20 protein-coding genes are annotated in these 18,483 nt (G+C 61.6%); 9 read left to right on the forward strand and 11 right to left on the reverse strand.

Translation table 11 applies throughout. The features are described 5' to 3' along the window. Window positions 1-18: 18 nt before the first annotated feature. The gene (pdxH, locus tag PFU01S_RS16170; protein ID WP_028687600.1) at window positions 19-666 is read left to right on the forward strand and encodes a pyridoxamine 5'-phosphate oxidase; all 648 of its coding nucleotides are present in this window, start codon (window positions 19-21) and stop codon (window positions 664-666) included. A 38-nt stretch (window positions 667-704) separates the two neighbouring features. Here pdxH and PFU01S_RS16175 read toward each other — a convergent pair whose 3' ends face one another. Beyond that, complete coding sequence (locus PFU01S_RS16175; protein WP_028687601.1) at window positions 705-938, reverse strand: hypothetical protein; 234 nt, start codon at window positions 936-938, stop codon at window positions 705-707. A 146-nt stretch (window positions 939-1,084) separates the two neighbouring features. Between PFU01S_RS16175 and PFU01S_RS16180 the strand changes: the two genes are divergently transcribed. Further along, a complete protein-coding gene (locus PFU01S_RS16180; RefSeq protein ID WP_027915318.1) occupies window positions 1,085-1,549 on the forward strand; it encodes an outer membrane lipoprotein in 465 nt (154 codons plus the stop codon). A 73-nt stretch (window positions 1,550-1,622) separates the two neighbouring features. On the opposite strand, the gene PFU01S_RS16185 is transcribed toward PFU01S_RS16180, so the two are convergent. The 7 genes from PFU01S_RS16185 to PFU01S_RS16215 all read right to left on the reverse strand — a co-directional run bounded on the left by PFU01S_RS16185 (window position 1,623) and on the right by PFU01S_RS16215 (window position 9,128). Beyond that, window positions 1,623-3,230: an NAD(P)/FAD-dependent oxidoreductase gene (locus tag PFU01S_RS16185; RefSeq protein WP_027915317.1), complete on the reverse strand. Its 1,608-nt coding sequence runs from the start codon at window positions 3,228-3,230 to the stop codon at window positions 1,623-1,625. A gap of 103 nt (window positions 3,231-3,333) precedes the next feature. After that, a complete protein-coding gene (locus PFU01S_RS16190; protein ID WP_027915316.1) occupies window positions 3,334-4,008 on the reverse strand; it encodes a COG3650 family protein in 675 nt (224 codons plus the stop codon). Between the two features lie 176 nt (window positions 4,009-4,184). After that, window positions 4,185-4,886: an ABC transporter ATP-binding protein gene (locus tag PFU01S_RS16195; RefSeq protein ID WP_023535231.1), complete on the reverse strand. Its 702-nt coding sequence runs from the start codon at window positions 4,884-4,886 to the stop codon at window positions 4,185-4,187. Continuing rightward, a complete protein-coding gene (livG, locus tag PFU01S_RS16200) occupies window positions 4,887-5,654 on the reverse strand; it encodes a high-affinity branched-chain amino acid ABC transporter ATP-binding protein LivG (RefSeq protein WP_023535212.1) in 768 nt (255 codons plus the stop codon). It lies immediately after the preceding gene. Continuing rightward, window positions 5,651-6,907: a high-affinity branched-chain amino acid ABC transporter permease LivM gene (locus PFU01S_RS16205; protein WP_023535261.1), complete on the reverse strand. Its 1,257-nt coding sequence runs from the start codon at window positions 6,905-6,907 to the stop codon at window positions 5,651-5,653. Before PFU01S_RS16205 ends, livG begins: the two co-directional genes overlap by 4 nt. Then, entirely contained in the window at window positions 6,904-7,827 is a 924-nt protein-coding gene (gene livH / locus PFU01S_RS16210; RefSeq protein ID WP_023535272.1) for a high-affinity branched-chain amino acid ABC transporter permease LivH, read from the reverse strand. The genes PFU01S_RS16205 and livH overlap by 4 nt, the downstream gene beginning before the upstream one ends. A gap of 185 nt (window positions 7,828-8,012) precedes the next feature. Next, entirely contained in the window at window positions 8,013-9,128 is a 1,116-nt protein-coding gene (locus tag PFU01S_RS16215) for a branched-chain amino acid ABC transporter substrate-binding protein (protein WP_027915315.1), read from the reverse strand. A 355-nt stretch (window positions 9,129-9,483) separates the two neighbouring features. On the opposite strand from PFU01S_RS16215, the gene PFU01S_RS16220 reads away from it, so the two are divergent. Together PFU01S_RS16220 and PFU01S_RS16225 are read left to right on the forward strand one after the other, a co-directional pair. After that, window positions 9,484-9,783 (forward strand): DUF2288 domain-containing protein, encoded by a 300-nt coding sequence (locus tag PFU01S_RS16220; RefSeq protein WP_027915314.1) that lies wholly within the window; start codon window positions 9,484-9,486, stop codon window positions 9,781-9,783. 197 nt (window positions 9,784-9,980) lie between these two features. Beyond that, window positions 9,981-10,874 carry an NAD(P)-dependent oxidoreductase gene (locus PFU01S_RS16225; protein ID WP_028687602.1) on the forward strand — a complete coding sequence of 298 codons (894 nt, stop codon included), beginning with the start codon at window positions 9,981-9,983 and terminating at the stop codon, window positions 10,872-10,874. 94 nt (window positions 10,875-10,968) lie between these two features. Here PFU01S_RS16225 and rapA read toward each other — a convergent pair whose 3' ends face one another. After that, on the reverse strand, window positions 10,969-13,815 hold the full coding sequence (gene rapA, locus PFU01S_RS16230) for an RNA polymerase-associated protein RapA (RefSeq protein WP_028687603.1): 2,847 nt from the start codon (window positions 13,813-13,815) through the stop codon (window positions 10,969-10,971). A gap of 159 nt (window positions 13,816-13,974) precedes the next feature. Between rapA and PFU01S_RS16235 the strand changes: the two genes are divergently transcribed. The 5 genes from PFU01S_RS16235 (at window position 13,975) to PFU01S_RS16250 (ending at window position 16,057) form a co-directional block, all read left to right on the forward strand. After that, window positions 13,975-14,667 (forward strand): M949_RS01915 family surface polysaccharide biosynthesis protein, encoded by a 693-nt coding sequence (locus tag PFU01S_RS16235; RefSeq protein WP_028687604.1) that lies wholly within the window; start codon window positions 13,975-13,977, stop codon window positions 14,665-14,667. Between the two features lie 61 nt (window positions 14,668-14,728). Beyond that, a complete protein-coding gene (locus PFU01S_RS16240) occupies window positions 14,729-15,064 on the forward strand; it encodes a hypothetical protein (protein WP_028687605.1) in 336 nt (111 codons plus the stop codon). A 65-nt stretch (window positions 15,065-15,129) separates the two neighbouring features. Then, on the forward strand, window positions 15,130-15,288 hold the full coding sequence (locus PFU01S_RS22390) for a hypothetical protein (protein ID WP_088523537.1): 159 nt from the start codon (window positions 15,130-15,132) through the stop codon (window positions 15,286-15,288). Between the two features lie 135 nt (window positions 15,289-15,423). Then, on the forward strand, window positions 15,424-15,540 hold the full coding sequence (ccoM, locus tag PFU01S_RS22790) for a cytochrome c oxidase subunit CcoM (protein WP_023535213.1): 117 nt from the start codon (window positions 15,424-15,426) through the stop codon (window positions 15,538-15,540). Window positions 15,541-15,709: 169 nt separating this feature from the next. Continuing rightward, window positions 15,710-16,057: a DUF2025 family protein gene (locus PFU01S_RS16250; protein WP_028687606.1), complete on the forward strand. Its 348-nt coding sequence runs from the start codon at window positions 15,710-15,712 to the stop codon at window positions 16,055-16,057. Here PFU01S_RS16250 and PFU01S_RS16255 read toward each other — a convergent pair. After that, window positions 16,038-17,135: a diguanylate cyclase gene (locus PFU01S_RS16255; RefSeq protein WP_042139682.1), complete on the reverse strand. Its 1,098-nt coding sequence runs from the start codon at window positions 17,133-17,135 to the stop codon at window positions 16,038-16,040. The two genes, PFU01S_RS16250 and PFU01S_RS16255, sit on opposite strands and share 20 nt — an antisense overlap. A 238-nt stretch (window positions 17,136-17,373) precedes the next feature. Continuing rightward, window positions 17,374-18,270, reverse strand: coding sequence for a formate/nitrite transporter family protein (locus tag PFU01S_RS16260; RefSeq protein ID WP_027915309.1), 897 nt, complete (start codon window positions 18,268-18,270; stop codon window positions 17,374-17,376). Window positions 18,271-18,483 lie beyond the last annotated feature (213 nt).

Below are 18,483 nucleotides of genomic sequence, written 5' to 3' on the forward strand. Positions count from 1 at the left end.
TCGTCAAGGAACGCAGTAATGACCCAATCCCTGGCCGATATGCGCCGCGATTACACCCGGGACGGCCTGGCCGAAGCTCAGGCTCCGGCCGAGCCGTTCGCTTTGTTTCACCAATGGTTCGGCGATGCCGTGAAAACAGAGCAGGCGCCGGTGGAAGCCAACGCCATGACCCTGGCCACGGTCGATGCCGATGGGCGACCACACTGCCGTGTGCTGTTGCTCAAGGGGCTGGATGAGCAGGGCTTCACGTTCTTCACCAACTATGACAGCGCCAAGGGTAGGCAACTGCAGGTTAACCCGTTCGCCGCCATGACCTTTTTCTGGCCGGCGCTCGAGCGGCAAGTGCGTATCGAGGGCCGTGTCGAGAAGGTCTCGGCCAAGGAGTCCGACGATTACTACCAGGTCAGGCCGTTGGGCAGCCGCCTGGGCGCCTGGGCATCGCCCCAGAGCCAGGTGATCGCTGGGCGCGAGGCGCTCGAAGCCCTGGTCAAGGCGACCGAGGCGCGTTTCTCCGACACGCAGCCTCACTGCCCCGAGCATTGGGGTGGCTACCGCCTGCTGCCAGAGCGCATCGAGTTCTGGCAAGGACGCGCCAGTCGCCTGCATGACCGCCTGAATTACCGCAAGGCGGCCCAAGGCTGGTACCGCGAGCGCCTGGCGCCTTGATAGGCGGGGCTACCAGATAGCCCCATTCGCCCTGGCGCTCAGCGCGAATACGCCGCCGCCTCCTGCGCAAGCCACTGAACCCGTGCCTTGCGCCCCATCTTCGACTGACGCGCATGCTGCCACCGCTGCAGCATGTACGCCTGCATGTGCGGGTCGCCACCTGCCAGTGACAGCGCCAGGTCGCGGTCCATCCACTGCCGCATGAGCATGTAGAGCCAGGCGTGAAACCCCAACCCTGCGAGGGTGGCGACCACGACGATGAAGTAATCCATGGTTATCCTTGGTCTGATCGGTAAGCGCCCTGCCTGATCGCGTTGGCTGTACGCTGGCTGAATGAAAGCAATTTTATGCAGTGAGTACCGTGACAGCCGTCAATGTGCAGCGTCTAATGAATACCTGACTTATGGAGATTCTACCCATGCGTAAATCCGCTTTGCTGGTTGCGACCTTCACAGCCACCACGTTGCTACTCGGTGGCTGTGCGTCAAACTTGAGCGGCGACAGCTATTCGCGCGATGAGGCCCGCCGTGTGCAAACCGTGCGCATGGGCACCATCGAATCGCTGCGCCCTGTGAAGATCGAAGGCACCAAGACGCCGATTGGCGGAGGCGCCGGTGCCGTGGTAGGTGGCTTGGCGGGCAGCGCCGTTGGCGGCGGGCGTGGCAGCATCGTCGCTGCCGTGATTGGTGCCGTAGCCGGTGGCTTGGCCGGTTCGGCCGCCGAAGAGGGTATCACCCGTACCCAGGGTGTGGAGATCACGGTGCGCGAAGACGATGGCAGCATGCGTGCCTATGTGCAGTCCGTGCAGGAAAACGAGATTTTCCGGGTGGGCGACCGCGTGCGCATCATGACGGTCGATGGTACCAGCCGCGTCTCGCACTGATCGCAGCCCTGAAAAAACCCGATCAGGCTTCTGGCCTGGTCGGGTTTTTTTTGTACCGGCAATTCAGGGCTTGTTACTGGGCTAGCATGGCCTTGGCCACCGCTTCGGCAACCCGAATGCCATCAACCCCTGCAGACAGAATGCCGCCTGCATAGCCAGCCCCTTCGCCGGCAGGGAACAGGCCCTTCACGTTCAGGCTCTGGAAGTCCTCACCCCGCGTGATGCGCAGCGGCGAGGAGGTGCGTGTCTCGATCCCGGTCAACACCGCGTCATGCAGGTTGTAGCCCTTGATCTGCCGATCGAAGGCGGGCAGGGCCTCGCGTATCGCCTCGATGGCGAAGGCCGGCAGGCTTGGCGCCAGGTCCCCCAGGGTCACGCCAGGCTTGTAGGACGGCTCGACACTGCCCAGCGCGGTCGAAGGCTTGCCAGCCACGAAATCGCCCACCAGCTGAGCCGGCGCCTGGTAGTTGCTCCCGCCCATGACGTAGGCGTGCGCTTCCAGGCGTTCCTGCAACTCGATGCCCGCCAGCGGGCCACCGGGATAGTCCCGTTCCGGGTCGATGCCGACGACGATGCCGGAGTTGGCGTTGCGTTCGTTGCGTGAGTACTGGCTCATGCCATTGGTGACGACGCGGCCCGGTTCACTGGTGGCGGCCACTACCGTTCCGCCAGGGCACATGCAGAAGCTGTAGACCGACCGCCCGTTCTTGGCGTGGTACACCAGCTTGTAGTCCGCCGCACCCAGTTTGGGGTGGCCTGCATATTTGCCCAGGCGCGCCTTGTCGATGAGCGATTGCGGATGCTCGATGCGGAAACCGACGGAAAACGGTTTGGCTTCCATGTACACACCCTGCGCGTGCAGCATGCGGAAGGTGTCCCGGGCACTATGGCCCAATGCCAGAACCACATGCCGTGAAAGCAGTTGCTCGCCACTTTCAAGCACTACGCCTTGAACCTGGCCTTCTTCGATCAGCAGGTCGGTGACCTTTTGTTCGAAACGAACCTCGGCCCCCAGGGCGATCATTTCCTGGCGCATCTGCTCAACCATGCCGGTGAGGCGGAAGGTGCCGATGTGCGGCTTGTTGATGTACAAGATCTCGTCAGGCGCACCGGCCTTGACGAACTCTTCCAACACCTTGCGGCCATGATGCTGCGGGTCCTTGATCTGGCTGTACAGCTTTCCGTCGGAGAATGTCCCAGCGCCGCCTTCGCCGAACTGCACGTTGGACTCGGGTTTGAGCACACTTTTGCGCCACAGGCCCCAGGTGTCCTTGGTACGCTGGCGCACTTCCTTGCCGCGCTCGAGGATGATCGGCTTGAAGCCCATCTGCGCCAGCAGCAAGCCGGCGAAAATCCCGCACGGGCCCAGACCCACCACGATTGGTCGTGCGTCCAGGCCTTCAGGGGCTTGGGCGACGTACCTGTAGGTAACGTCCGGCGCGGGCACGACATTATGGTCGTCGGCAAACTTGCGCAGCAGCTCTTCTTCGTTGCTGGCATGCAGGTCGATGGTGTAGATGAACAGCAGTTCGGTGTTCTTCTTGCGCGCATCGTAGCTGCGCTTGAACAGGTTGAAGCTGATCAGCTGCTCGTCGCGGATGCCTAGGCGCTGGACGATGGCCTCGCGCAGTGCTTCATCGGGATGGTCCAGGGGCAGCTTGAGTTCGGTGATTCGTAGCATGGCAGGGTCCAGTATCCCGGCCGTGGGCGGCCGGCGGCTTAACACAAACCGCCAAGTATAAAGCTTTAGCCGCCTCGACTGGCAGGATTAAGCCGCCCGGTCATCAGTCATCGCGCGCGCCACCGTAATAACCGCAACCTTGAAGGGTCGTGCCATCGATGCGCAGTTCTGCGCGCAAGTGGTTGAACGCGCCCGTGGCCGGGTCCATGCAGCGCTGTGGCGCCAGCCAGAGTTCGACGCGCTGCCCGTTGGCTTCGCTGGTCAGGGTCAAGCCGCCACCGGGTACCTGCTCCTCCAGAAAGGGCAGGGCAAGCGGGGGCTGATCAGCACGGTTGAGCACCATGCCCCGGCTGTTGGCCTTGACGTCCCAATCGGGCTTGTGGCCACCGGCGCGCAGGGTAAGCTGCTTGAAATTGGGGTCGATGCACCCGTTGCTGGCGTGCTCCAGGCGGTACAGGCGGCGCAGGTCCAGCTGTCCATCGGTGCTGGCCTGCTTGCTGCCTGTAAGTCGGCCACGCACGTCGGCGAACAGGGTGTCGTTGGCCCCGGTTGCAAGGTTCGCCGCTTCCTGCAGGATGCCCGTGGCGGCGGCGTCGTTGATGACGAAGCTGCGGGGTTCGTTGCAGGGCTTGAACAGCAACTGCCCACCGGCAGCGCGAACCTGGCCTTGCATGCGAGTGCTGCCGATATCAGGGTCGACGGGTTTTTCGGCCAGCAGCTGGCAGCCCGCGAACAGGGGCAACAAGGCGGTCAGTAGCAGGGAAGGGGTCAGGCGCATGACGGGCTCCGGTGTTCGAGAGGCCGTCACGTTACTGAGGCGGGCAGGGGCAATACAAGCCCGGCGAAGAGAAATAGACGGCTGTCACCTGCATGCAGCCTGCCCTGTTTGATCGTGAAGCGGGGTGCAAGCGTAGCGTCTTCAAGACAACGGGGCCCCTGCAGGCCCCGCTGGCATCAACCGCCCAGGTAGGCGTCACGCACTTTTGGATCGGTCAGCAGCCCCTCGCCCGTACCCTGCATCACCACATGGCCATTCTCCAGCACATAGGCCCGGTCGGCGATCTTCAGCGCCTGGTTGGCATTCTGCTCTACCAGGAACACCGTCACGCCGTCACGGCGCAGTTGTTCGATGATGTCGAAGATCTGCTGGATGATGATCGGTGCCAGGCCCAGGGAGGGCTCGTCGAGCAGCAGCAACTTGGGTTTGCTCATCAGGGCACGCCCGATGGCCAGCATTTGCTGCTCGCCCCCGGACATGGTGCCGCCACGCTGGGCATACCGCTCCTTCAGGCGCGGGAACAGCTGCAGCACTTTGTCCAACTGCGCCTGATAGTCACCCTTGTCGGTGAAGAACCCGCCCATGGCCAGGTTCTCCTCGACGGTCAGCCGGGCGAACACCCGGCGGCCTTCCGGCACCACGGCAATGCTCTTGCGCATGATGTGCGACGAAGGCTGACCGACCAGTTCCTCGCCCAGGTACTTGATGCTGCCGCTGTGGGCTTGGGGTGAACCGCACAGGGTCATGAGCAAGGTGGATTTGCCGGCGCCGTTGGCGCCGATCAGGGTGACGATTTCTCCCTGGTTGATCTCCACGTTGACGCTGTGCAGCGCCTGGATCTTGCCGTAGAAAGTGGAAACGTTCTCGAACTTCAGCATTTACGCTTCCCCCAGGTAGGCTTTGATCACTTCAGGATTGTCGCGGATTTCCTGGGGCGTACCGTGGGCCAGGGGTGTGCCCTGGTTGATGACCACGATGTGATCGGAAATGCTCATCACCAGCTTCATGTCATGCTCGATCAGCAGCACGGTCACGTTGTGCGATTCACGCAAATAGGCAATCAATGCCTTCAGGTCCTCGGTCTCTTTCGGGTTCAACCCCGCAGCCGGCTCGTCGAGCATGATGATCCGCGGGCGGGTCATCATGCAGCGAGCGATTTCCAGGCGACGTTGTTGGCCGTAGGCGAGGGTGCCGGCAGTGCGGTTGGCGAACTCGGTCAGGTTGACCTTGTCCAGCCAGTACTGCGCACGCTCCATGGCTTCCTTTTCACTGCGGCGGAACCCTGGGGTCTTGAACAGCCCGGCGAAGAAGTTGGTGTTCAAGTGCCGGTGCTGGGCGATCAGCAGGTTCTCGAGCGCTGTCATTTCCTTGAACAGGCGCACGTTCTGGAAGGTGCGTACCACCCCTTTGCGCGCGATCTGATGGCCGGCCAGCCCTTGGATGGGTTCGCCATCGAGCAGGATGGTGCCGCCGCTGGGCCGGTAGAAACCGGTCAGGCAGTTGAACACCGTGGTCTTGCCGGCGCCGTTCGGACCGATCAGCGCCACCACTTGTTTTTCCTTGACGGTCAGGCCCACGCCGTTGACCGCCAACAAGCCGCCGAAGCGCATGCTAAGGCCGCTGACTTGCAGAATTTCGCGGCTCATCGACGCAGCTCCATGTGGGGACGTTGCATTGGCAGCAGACCTTGCGGACGCCAGATCATCATCAGCACCATCAGCGCACCGAACATGAGCATCCGGTATTCACTGAATTCGCGCATCAGCTCAGGCAGCAGGATCATGACAATGGCAGCGAGGATCACGCCCAACTGAGAGCCCATGCCGCCGAGCACCACGATGGCCAGGATGATGGCCGACTCGATGAACGTGAACGATTCCGGCGTGACCAACCCTTGGCGAGCGGCAAAGAAGCTGCCGGCAAACCCTGCGAAGCAGGCACCCAGGGTGAAGGCCGAGAGCTTGATCACGGTCGGGTTCAGGCCCAGGGCGCGGCAGGCGATCTCGTCTTCACGCAACGCTTCCCAGGCACGGCCGATGGGCATGCGCAACAGGCGGTTGATCACGAACAGCGCAAGCAGTGCCAGCAACAGTGCAACCAGGTACAGGAAGATGACCTTGTTGATCGAGTTGTAAGGCAGGCCGAAATACTCGTGGAAGGTCTGCATGCCTTCGGCGGCGCGGCGTTCGAAGGTAAGGCCGAAGAATTCGGGCTTGGGAATGTTGCTGATGCCGTTAGGGCCACCGGTCCAGTCGGTGAGGTTACGCAGGAACAGGCGAATGATCTCGCCGAAGCCCAGCGTCACGATCGCCAGGTAGTCGCCGCGCAGGCGCAACACCGGGAAACCGAGCAGGAAGCCGAAGGTGGCGGCCATCAGGCCGGCAATCGGCAGGCAGACCCAGAAACTCCACCCCAGGTAGTGCGAGAGCATGGCGTAGCTGTAAGCGCCCACGGCGTAGAAGCCCACATAACCCAGGTCCAGCAACCCGGCCAGGCCGACCACGATGTTCAGGCCAAGGCCGAGCAACACATAGATCAGGATCAGGGTGGCGATGTCGACAGCGCCGCGCGAGCCGAAGAACGGCCAGATCAGGGCTACCACGACCAGCCCCAGAATCACCCAGCGCTGGGTTTTGGGAAGGGTCAGGTAGTTGCTCAGCGCAGGTGGAATCAGCTTGCGGTCCGAGCGTCGGCCCATCACCGAGCTCCACTGCCGGTCGAACAGCACGCGCAGGAACATCAGCACCGAGCATACGGCGATGATGCTGATGGTGAACGAGCCCTGGCTATGCACCACCAGGCTGATGCCGTCGATGCTCAGTTTCAGGCCCAGCACCGGGAAGGCCACGGCCCAGACCAGCAAGGCGCTGAAAAACGCCGGTTTGAGATTCTTGTTCATACTTTTTCAACCTCCGGGCGGCCCAGAATGCCGGTCGGCCGGAACAACAGGACGAGAACCAACAAGCCGAATGCCACGACGTCCTTGTACTGATCACCGAAGATGTCGGCGCCGAACGCTTCGGCCACACCCAGCACCAGCCCACCGAGCATGGCGCCCGGAATGCTGCCGATACCCCCCAGCACTGCGGCGGTAAACGCCTTCAGGCCTACCAGGAAACCGGCATTGGGGTTGATGACCCCGTATTGCATGCTCAGCAGCACGGCCGCGACGGCCGCCAGGGCAGCGCCGATGACGAAGGTGAGGGCGATGATGTTGTTGGTGTTGATGCCCAGCAGGTTGGCCATCTTGATGTCCTCGGCGCAGGCGCGACACGCGCGGCCCAGTCGCGAACGGGAGATGAACAGGGTCAGCAGGGTCATGGCCACGAGCGTCACCACGAACACCAGCACTTGCATGTAGGACACCAGGACTTCTTCTGCGCCGCCTGGTCCGAACGAGAAGCTGCCCGGAATCAGGTTGGGAATGGACTTGTCCTTGGAGTCTTGGGACAACAGCACGGTGTTCTGCAGGAAAATCGACATGCCGATGGCAGAAATCAGCGGAATCAGCCGGTTACTGTTGCGCAGTGGTCGGTAGGCAACCCGTTCGATGCTGTAGCCATAGGCACTGGTCACGAAAATGGTCGCGACGAAGGCAACGGTCATCAGGATCGGCAGCGAATGAATACCCATCATGGCCAGACCCGCCAGGGCGATGAACGCCACGTACGAGCCGATCATGTAGACCTCGCCATGGGCGAAGTTGATCATGCCAATAATGCCGTACACCATCGTGTAGCCGATGGCGATCAAGGCATAGGTGCTGCCGATGGTCAATCCATTAACCAGTTGTTGGAAGAAATGGTAGATCTCAGGCATTACAGCGCTCCTAAAAACCTGATTTGCATTTCGCTGGCCGGGGTACGGCCAGGAAACCGCGGGTGACGGTTTTAAGATTTTCAGGTGAGCCCGTCCCCGGATCGCGGGGGCGTGCCCATGAACCTCGTAAAACAAAGCCCACTGCTCGCACAGTGGGCTTCTCGGTCAGCTATTAGTCACGCTTGTTACTGAGGGGAGACTTCGGTCTTCGGCTTGCCGAAGTGCCATTCGTAGACCACGAACTTGAAGTCTTTGAGGTCACCCTTGTCGTCATAGGTCAGGGTGCCGGTAGGGGTCTTGAACGAACCTTGGTGGATGGCCTCGGCCACCTTGTCGGTGTCCTCGGAGCCTGCGGCCTTGATGCCCTGGGCGATCAGCTCGACGGCCGAGTAGGCAGGGAAGACGAACGGGCCGCTTGGGTCCTTGCCGTCAGCCTTGATCGCGTCGACGATCTTCTTGTTCTCAGGGTCGGCATCGAACGACTTCGGCAGGGTGACCAGCAGCCCTTCGGAGGCATTCTGGGCGATTTGCGAGATGGAGTCGTTACCCACACCTTCCGGACCCATGAACTTGGCTTTGAGGCCTTTTTCCTGTGCTTGACGCAGGATCAGACCCAGCTCTGGGTGGTAGCCGCCGTAGTAGACGAAATCGACGTTGTTCTGCTTGAGCTTCTGAATGATGGACGAGAAGTCCTTGTCGCCGGCGTTGAGGCCTTCAAACACGGCAACCTTGGTGCCTTTTTGCTCCAGAGTCTGTTTGACGGCCGTGGCGATGCCTTCACCGTACTGCTGCTTGTCGTGCAGCACTGCGACCACCTTGGGCTTGACGTGATCGGCGATGTAGTTGCCTGCGGCAGGGCCCTGGGCGCTGTCCAGGCCGATGGTGCGGAAGATCAGCTTGTAGCCGCGGGAGGTGATTTCCGGGGATGTTGCCGCCGGGGTGATCATGATCACGCCTTCGTCTTCGTAGATGTCGGACGCTGGCTGGGTGGAGCTGGAGCACAAGTGGCCGATGACGAACTTGACGCCATCGTTGACCACTTTGTTGGCGACGGCCACGGCCTGTTTAGGGTCGCAGGCGTCGTCGTATTCCTTGGCTTCTAGCATCTTGCCATCGACACCGCCTGCTGCGTTGATGTCCTTGATGGCTTGCTTGGCGCCGATGAACTGCATGTCGCCATATTGGGTCACGGGGCCAGTCTTGGGCCCGGCGATCCCGATCTTGATGGTATCGGCGGCAAACGAATGACTGGCTACCCCGGCCAGAACCATTGCGGCGAACAGCTTGGAAATCTTGATCATAATGCTCCACTCATTCTGTTGTAATTCTTATAGTCCTGGCGGCCAGGGCTACAGACCAGGCGGGTTGCGGCGTGGCCATGCCAACGCGCAAGCCCACCTTCCCCGGAACATGTCCCGGAACTGTACCGGTACAGTGTAGAGCGCTGTCAGCGCGCTTGAAAAGCGGGCAAAAAGCGCCTGGTTTAACGGTTGTCGCTTGCTTGACACAAAAGTACAGAAAGGCGCCATCAAATGGCTTATCCTGGCAGTCGTACCCCGAAAATACGGGGCCTGATACCCAAATGCATATTTGAAGCCGGGTTTTTCTGCAAAAATGCCGGCTTTTTCAAAAGCCAGATTTCCAGCGGATATTCCCATGACTGATCGAACAAGCACCCTCTATGCCAAACTGCTCGGAGAAACCGCCACCATCGAGTGGAAAGCCTTGGAAAGGTTCTGGGCAAAGGGTGACCTGATTTGGGTCGATCCCGCCCTGGATTTAATCACCGTGGCCACGGCAATGGCCGAAAACCGCAGTGACCTCTTCGATAAGTGGCGCTCTGATGGCACTGTCGGCCCGGTTACGGCAGAACAGGCCAGTGACCTGCAAACCCGCGATCCAGAGATATGGGCGGTAGTCGTATCGCCGTTCATCGTCATTCAAGTCAGGCGGTGAATGACAGCCTTGTGCTTTTTTGGTGCGCGAAAACGCGCAGGCGCCTCTTTTGGGTGCTTGTGATTGCTCAATCGAGGTAGAGGTAAGTAACAATTCGGCGTGGCGGTAACAGTTTACGGCATGCGTAAAGGTGGCCATCGCCGCAGTCATGCAGCGCAGCATTGCCCCAGCCATCCTTTTTCAGCCAGGAGTTCCTGATGAGCAACGCATTACCCTCCCTAGGTTTCGCTGGTGTCGGTCTGATGGGCCTGCCGATGTGCCAGCGCCTGCTGGCGGCCGGCTATGGGCTGTGGGTGTGGAACCGCAGCCCGGAAAAATGCCAGGCGCTGGTTGACGCAGGCGCGCGACTGGCCGCGAGCCCTGCCGAGCTTGCGCAGCAGGTGGACATGGTATTGCTGTGCCTGGCCGATACCGCCGTGGTGCGCGACGTGGTATTTGGCGATCAGGGCGTTGCCACAGGCGGGCGGCAGGGTCAGCTGCTGGTGGATTTTTCCAGTCTGGAGCCTGGCGCTACCCGGGAAATGGCAGCCCAGCTGGGCGCCTTGTGTGGGATGGGGTGGCTGGATGCCCCGGTGTCCGGCGGCACGGCAGGTGCGCAGGCAGGTACCCTGGCGATCATGGTGGGCGGGGAGGTGGCTGACCTGGCGCGTGCTCGCCCAGTGTTGGAGGTGCTCGGCGAGCGGGTGACACACATGGGGGGCGTTGGCGCAGGCCAGGTGACCAAGGCCTGCAACCAGATGATCGTGGCGTGCAACGCCCTGGTCATCGCCGAGGTCATCGCGCTGGCCGAGCGTTCCGGGGTGGACGCCGGGTTGATCGCCCAAGCCCTGGCAGGCGGCTTTGCCGACTCCAAGCCTTTGCAGATACTGGCCCCACAGATGGCAGAGAGCCGTTTCGCTCCCATCAAGTGGCACGTGCGGACCCTGCTCAAGGATCTGGACGGTGCCGTGAAGTTTTCACGCGAACAGGGCGCAGCGACGCCGCTTACGGGCCTGGCTGCCCAGTTGATGCGGTTGCACGGCAGTCAGGGTTACCTGGACCAGGACCCTTCGACGTTGGTCGAGCAGTATCGAATCAAACGCCAGGACTAGGTGCTGACCCGGCGCGTGGTGGGTACGTTCTGCCCAGGGGCGACCTCATCCCAGAAACGATGAGGCCGCTGCAGGTCAGGTGGGCTTGCCGGGGTCAGCCTGCGACCAGCACCCGTATCGCTTCAAGACGCAGTGCTGCTTTGGCCAACATGGCCAGGCCCTCTTCGCGCTGCTTGCGCAACGCGTCGATTTCACTGTCCCTCACGCTCGGGTTGACCGCTTGCAGTGCCACCAGGCGTGCGAGCTCTTCGTCGGCTTCGGCGGCCAGGCGACGTTGGGCGTCGGCCACCCGTTGCTCGTGGAGCGGGACGATCTTTTCTTCGCCGCTGCCGATGCGCTTTGCAAGCACGTCACGCTGGGCCTGGACGAACTTGTTGGCGCTGGCACGCGGCACGCTCTCGAGCTGATCGTTCAGGGTCTCGAATGCGACCCGCGAGGCCAGGTCATTGCCGTTGGCATCAAGCAGGCAGCGCAGGGCGGCGGGCGGCAGGTACCGGCCCAGTTGCAAGCTGCGCGGCGCGACCACCTCGCTGACGAACAGCAGCTCCAGCAGCACGGTCCCAGGCTTGAGCGCTTTGTTCTTGATCAGTGCCACGGCGGTATTGCCCATCGAGCCGGACAGCACGAGGTCCATGCCGCCTTGCACCATCGGGTGCTCCCAGGTCAGGAACTGCATGTCTTCACGCGACAGCGCCTGGCCGCGGTCGTAGGTGATGGTCACACCTTCATCATCGCCCAGGTGGAAACTGGCATCGAGCATCTTCTCGCTGGGCTTCAGGATCAGTGCGTTTTCCGAATGGTCTTCACTGTCGATACCGAACGCATCGAACAGGGTTTCCATGTAGATCGGCAGGGCGAACTGATCGTCCTGCTCGAGGATGGCCTCGACCAGCGCTTCACCTTCGCCGGCACCGCCGGAATTGAGTTCGAGCAAGCGGTCACGGCCGGTATGCAGTTCGGCTTCGAGCCGCTCACGTTCGCTTCTCGCTTCGTTGACCAGGCTATCCCAGGCCTTGCTGTCATCGCTGTCGAGCAGTGCCAGCAGGCGTGGGCCGAATTGGTGCTGCAGGGCGTTACCGGTGGGGCAGGTGTTCAGGAACGCGTTGAGCCCCTCGTGGTACCACTGGAACAGGTGCGCTTGCGGCGTGCCTTGCAGGTACGGTACGTGCAACTCGATGGTGTGCTTCTGGCCGATACGGTCCAGACGCCCGATACGTTGTTCGAGCAGGTCGGGGTGAGCAGGCAAGTCGAACATCACCAGGTGATGGGCGAACTGGAAGTTGCGCCCCTCACTGCCGATTTCCGAACAGATCAGCACCTGGGCGCCGAATTCTTCGTCGGCGAAGTAAGCCGCCGCGCGGTCGCGCTCCAGGATGCTCATGCCTTCGTGGAAGACAGAAGCCGGAATACCGGAACGCACGCGCAGGGCGTCTTCCAGGTCCATGGCGGTCTCGGCATGGGCGCAAATGACCAGCACCTTGGTACGCTTGAGCATTTTCAAGGTGTCGATCAGCCAGTCGACCCGCGGGTCGAAGCGCCACCAACGCTCTTCTTGCGCCTGGTCCGCCTGGGACTGGAACGCCACCTCAGGGTAGAGCTCGGCGTGTTCACCCTCGGGCAAGCTGGCGTATTGCTCCGGATTGGGCAGTGAGTGAGGGTGCAACTGACGCTCAGGGAACCCCTGGATGGCGGCACGGGTGTTGCGGAACAGCACTCGCCCGGTGCCATGACGATCGAGCAGTTCGCGGATCAGTCGGGCACTGGCCTGGCTGTCCCCGTCGTTGACCGCAGCGAGCAGTGCATCGCCCTCGGCCCCGAGGAAACCCTGGATGGTGGCGTGTGCCTTCGGCGACAAGCGCCCCTCGTCCAGCAGCTCCTGCACCGCCTCGGCCACCGGCCGGTAGTGCTCGCTTTCGGCGCGGAAGGCCGCCAGGTCATGGAAACGGTTGGGATCGAGCAGGCGCAGCCGCGCGAAATGGCTGTCCTGGCCCAGTTGCTCAGGGGTTGCGGTGAGCAGCAACACGCCGGGAATGACCTGGGCCAGCTGTTCGACCAGCGCATATTCGGCACTGGCGTGTTCCTCGTGCCAGACCAGGTGGTGCGCTTCATCGACCACCATCAGGTCCCAGCCTGCCGCGAACAGTGCATCCTGGGCCTTCTCGTCGTCGACCAGCCACTCCAGCGCGACCAGCGCGAGCTGGGCATCCTCGAAGGGGTTGCTGGCATCGCTTTCGATGAACCGCTCGGCATCGAACAGGGCGACCTGCAGGTTGAAGCGCCGGCGCATCTCTACCAGCCATTGATGCTGGAGGTTCTCAGGCACCAGGATCAGCACCCGGCTGGCGCGGCCGGTCAGCAGCTGGCGATGAATCACCAGGCCTGCCTCGATGGTCTTGCCCAGGCCCACTTCGTCGGCGAGCAGTACGCGAGGTGCGCTGCGGTCGGCCACTTCGCGGGCGATGTGCAACTGGTGAGCGATGGGCTGGGCGCGGCAGCCGCCCAGGCCCCACAGCGTGGACTGCATCTGCTTGCTGGTGTGCTGAAGGGTGTTGTAGCGCAGGCTGAACCACGACAGCGGGTCGATCTGGCCGGCGAACAGGCGGTCGCTGGCCAGGCGGAACTGGATGAAGTTCGACAGCTGGGTCTCCGGCATCGTGCGGGGCTGATTCTGCCCGTCGAGCCCGTGATAGACCATCAAGCCGTCGATGTCCTCGACTTCGCGCACGGTCAGCTTCCAGCCTTCGAAGTGAGTGATCTGATCACCTGGCGAGAAGCGCACGCGTGTCAGCGGCGCATTGCGCAGGGAATATTGGCGGGTATCGCCAGTGGCCGGGTAGAGGACGGTCAGGAGGCGGCCATCCTGCGCCAGGATGGTACCCAGGCCGAGCTCTGCCTCGCTGTCGCTGATCCAGCGTTGCCCCGGTTGATACTGCTGCGCCATACTGCCTGCACTCCCGCGATGAAAAAGCCGATTATGTTAACGGATCGGCCGGGCAGACCAAAGTGCCGAGTGCACCTGAGGGTGCCGAACGGTATCGGCCGGTGCATCAGTCTAGCCGTTTCGTCGCTTCATGCCGTGCCGACGAGGGTTCTGCATCCCATGCCTGCCAAGCCCCTTTGCGTTGTCTTGAGCCTTACGGCCGGCGGTCTGCTCCTGGCAGGCTGCGAGCCCAAGACCTTCGAAACCTTGCCGCCCATCCCCATGGAGCAGTTGGAGGTGCTGGGTGTGCAGGCACCGCTCAAGAGCGTGCACTACCGTGACAGGAACGGCGAAGGCCTGTTGGTCTTGAGCCGTGTCGATGGCCAGGCCAGCGACCCGGAAAGTGAACAGGAAGTGGACAAGGTCGTGCTCAAGGCAACCTTGTACGGCCGCCGCAAAGCGCAAGAAGCTTTCCAGGCGCGCTGGCAGATCGATCAGCAAACCACGTGTCCGGGCCTGGACCTGGACGTGGATTTCTACACCGATGTCAGCGGCGTGGCCGACCTCGATCAGAACGGTGAGGCCGAGGTGACGGTGGCCAGTCATGCCTTCTGCGGAGGAGGTGTCGAGCCCCATGACATCGCCATCGAGATGCGTGACGGGCAAACGGTCTACAGCATCACGGGTCAGTCGCTGATCACCCCGGCAGGCGAAGACCCGATCGGCGGCGAGCGCCAGGACAGTGCCTCGCTCAAGGCTGCCCCGGCCTGGGTTCGAGCCCATATGGATGCAGTGTGGCAGCAGGTCTACCAGCGTCCCTGGAGCGAAACTGCCTTGCAGGACCAGGACGAGGCGCAGGACGAACCGGGCTGAATGTTGTCCATGACTTCAAGGCAGCTGTGTGGTTGCCGATACAGGGGTACAGGAGAACGCCATGCTGCCACCGATCATTCCGCTCAGCGCTGCCCCGGTCACCTCGCAGCAGGACCCGGTCAAACCGACCCCGGATATAAAGCCGGTAGTGCCGGCGCAGCCTGCGTCCGGTGAAAGTGCGATCGACCTCAAGCGCCAGCGTGACCCGCAGGAACAGCAGTTGCTGCTGCGCGAGGAGCAGCGCCGGCAGCAGCAACGCCAGGGTAAAGGCAAAGGTAATGATGAACGGTTCGATGCGTTGCCAGGCCATGAGGTCAACGCCGACAATACCGTGCCAGTGGTGCCGCTGATGGGCGAGCCCGTGCGTCAGGGGCTGCTGGTGGACATCGAGGTATGAAGCAGGGCTGGCAAGTGTCTGGTTCTAGCCCCATCATGCAGCATCCGTAGCGTGTAGAGCCCAGTATGAGCCAAGACAATCTCATTGATTTCGATGCCGAACGTGCCCGCCGCGTGCATGACATCAAGGAAAAGCGCCTGAACGAGATGCGCGATGCGTTCGAACAGGCATTGCCCTTGAACGCTGCCAAGAAGAAGTCCAAGCGCAAGCCCAAGAAGCGCTGACGCTTGACGCAGGTCAACCCTGCGCCCGCCCCGTGCGCCCGTCCCCGGGCGTCATTGACCCTGGTCAATTTCCTTGCGCCCGACATTGGTTACTGTTTCCCCATCGGACAACGGCGAACAAATGGAGAGGTCGGCATGTTCTTCGACAACGTGGTTATCGCAGGGGTGGTAACGGTGGGGTTGATGGTGGCTTTCTTCGCCGGTCTAGGCATTTTCATCTGGAAAGACTCGAGCAAGCGCAAGCGCCCTTGACCTTCCTGATTCATGAGCACGCAAGGCATTTAGGGCGACTTCGGTCGCCCATTTTTTTGCCTTGCATCTGTTCCGGCGACGTGGCCCGTTGGGCACGGGCGTGGCCTGCAGTGGCAAGCGTTCCCGTGTGACGGCTGCGCAGCGCTTTCCATTGACCATGAGGTGGGGCATGACCATTACATCCCAGGATATCTGCAAGGCGGCCGAGCAGCTCAAGGGCTTCGTGGGCTTTCACGGTAAACGTGGCATCTATATCGTGCGTTTCTCCGAGGATGCCTTCGGTATGGATATCGCCGACGACAGCATCACCCCGTGCAACGAGTTCGTATGGCGGCCTGAGCAGGGACATCGCATGGCCTTGTGTCGCGAGCGACTGGGCTTGCTGATGGAGCAACACATGGATGAGCGGCTGAATGTGAGTGAGCCGTTGAAGGCTTACCTTCGCCGGCATGACCTGCCTGAGATTGTGGCCGAGCGACGCTTGCACCCGGCAGGTGTCATCGCGCCAGCGATATGAAGGCGGGGGGTTCGGCAGAAGGCGCCACGCTGGCATTGGCCCGATGAGTGACCATGACCCGATCCCGGCCATTGCGCTTGGCGACATACAAGGCGGTGTCCGCCTGGCGTAACCAGCCGTCCGGAGTCTCCAGCGAGGGGTCGAACGGGCACAGGCCAATGCTCAAGCTGATGCGCAATTGAGGCGTCTGCGGGTCGCGGTAGCTCGCCACACGCTCACGCAGGCGTTCCATGGCCTGACACGCCTGGGCTTCGGTGGTGCTGGGCAGTATCACGCAAAACTCATCACCCCCGTAGCGTCCGGCCTTGTCGCCTTCGCGCAGGGCGCCGCGCAACTCGATGCTGACCTGGCGCAATACCTGATCGCCGACCACATGGCCGAAAGTGTCATTGATGGTCTTGAAATGGTCGATGTCGATCAGAGCGACTACAGCCTCACCGCGCTGTTTCCTGCACCCGCTAAAACGCCTTGCCAGGAGGTCTTTCCAGGCGCCATGGTTGAGTAGCCCAGTCAGGCTATCGGTCAGGCTGAGGGTGTTGAGCCGACGTTTGTGTTCGGCCAGCTTGATCGCCAGTCGATAGCACACCCACCCAAGCGCCGCTGGATACAGCGTCAGCATCGGCAGGCAGGCGTAGACCTGAAAGGCGGTGGCATTGGGTTGAAATCCCGGCCCCAGCAGGGCGCAAGCCGCAAGCATGCCTGCCAATTGCGCCATCCCTGCGCGAATAGCCAACCCCTTGCCGCCGGCTGCGACGTTGTTCATGGTGACCATCGACAGGACGGTAACCGTCGGCAGCGGGTTGAACTGCATGGCACCGGCCCAGAACCCACCCATCAGCGAATCAAGGAAAAAGTTGCGCTGCTCGGCCTGGTAGGGCGCTTTGGACCGGGCCGCCCACTGATAGGCCAAGTGTGGCCACAGCAAGCCGTTGAAAAGCATGAATGCCCAAACCCAAGCGGGGGGAGACAGGGGTTCCACCGCAGCCATTACCGCGAAAAGCCCCACACCCTTGCCCAGTACCCGAGGCAGATAAATCCGTTTGGCAAACGAAAGGCCTTTGCCGGTGCGTGTGTCCATGGGTGTGATCTCTATCGGGGCGCTTATCGCTTGACGTGCGCGAGTATTCTGGGCCATGGCAGGCGCACGAGACATGGCCTTGCAAGCCAAATTACGGGTGATGCGAGCAGTGGGGCGAGTATGCCTGACTGGGCTGTGGAAGAAGAGGGCAAAGCTGGGCAGCGTTGTCGCAACGCCTCGGCCCAGCTTCCTTATAGAAGAAGAGGGGATGTTACTCGCACGCCTTAAAGGCAACGTTTCACTTTTGCTGATCGTCCTGGTGCTTTCGCGAGGGCTGTTCATCTTTGAGTAACTGGGACGGCGATTTGCCGCTGTCGCTGCGCACCTGTGCATGGCTGATCAGACCAAAGATGAGACTGCCGCCGATGATGTTGCCGGCCAGCGTAGGCAGGGCAAAGTGCAGCAAGAAGTTGCTCCAGGTTTCTTCACCCGCCCAGACCAGATACGAGACCTCTACCGACCCCACCACGATGTGGGTGAAGTCGCCCAATGCCATGAGGTAGGTGATGACTAGGATGATCCAGATCTTGGCGTGCTCCATGGAGGGGATCATCCAGACCATGGTGGCGATCATCCAGCCGGACACGATGCCTTTGGCAAACATCTGGCTGACGTCGTTTTCCATCACCTTACGGCCCACCTCCAGAAACGCGATATCTGTCTTGGTATCAAAGATCGGCAGTTCGAGCATTACCCAGGCCACCAATAGAGTACCGGCCAGGTTGCCGGCCAGGACCACGCCCCAGAGGCGCAGCAAGCGACCGAAGTTGCCCAGCGTTGGCGTCGTCATCACTGGTAGGACAGCGGTCAGGGTGTTCTCGGTGAACAATTGCTGCCGCGCGATGATGACGGCCAGGAAGCCGGCGCTGTAGCCGATACTGGCGATGACCTGCGCGCTCTCGCCGTCCGGCAGACGCGAGTACAGAAGACCCATGGCCATCAGTGACAGCCCCATGGACAAACCTGCGGCAAGGGCTGACCACCAGAGCGCAGCCAATGTACGTTCCAGTTCCTGATCGCCCTGCAAGCGAATGGTCTCGTGCAACACCGCCGCACGCGGCGGCTGGTTGGAACTGACCTCCTGTTGTTCGTCTGCCGACAGGCCCGGGGTTTTCTCGCTTTGCGCCTCGCTCATTACCGCTACGCTCCGTGGTGGGTTTATCTACAGATTCACTGCAGCCTCATTAAGTTGCGGGGAGTGGGGCGCTGCGAGCGCAAAAGTTTTTAAATCAAAGGGTTGACTCCAGATTCAAAGCGCGTATTATTCGCCACCTCGCAGCGAGTAACGCAGCGGGGAAGTCGGTCAGCGGTTGAAGTTTCAAGTCTTCGAGTAAGGCGCTTCAGAAAA

The organism is Pseudomonas fulva NBRC 16637 = DSM 17717, assembly GCF_000730565.1.
Classification (GTDB): domain Bacteria; phylum Pseudomonadota; class Gammaproteobacteria; order Pseudomonadales; family Pseudomonadaceae; genus Aquipseudomonas; species Aquipseudomonas fulva.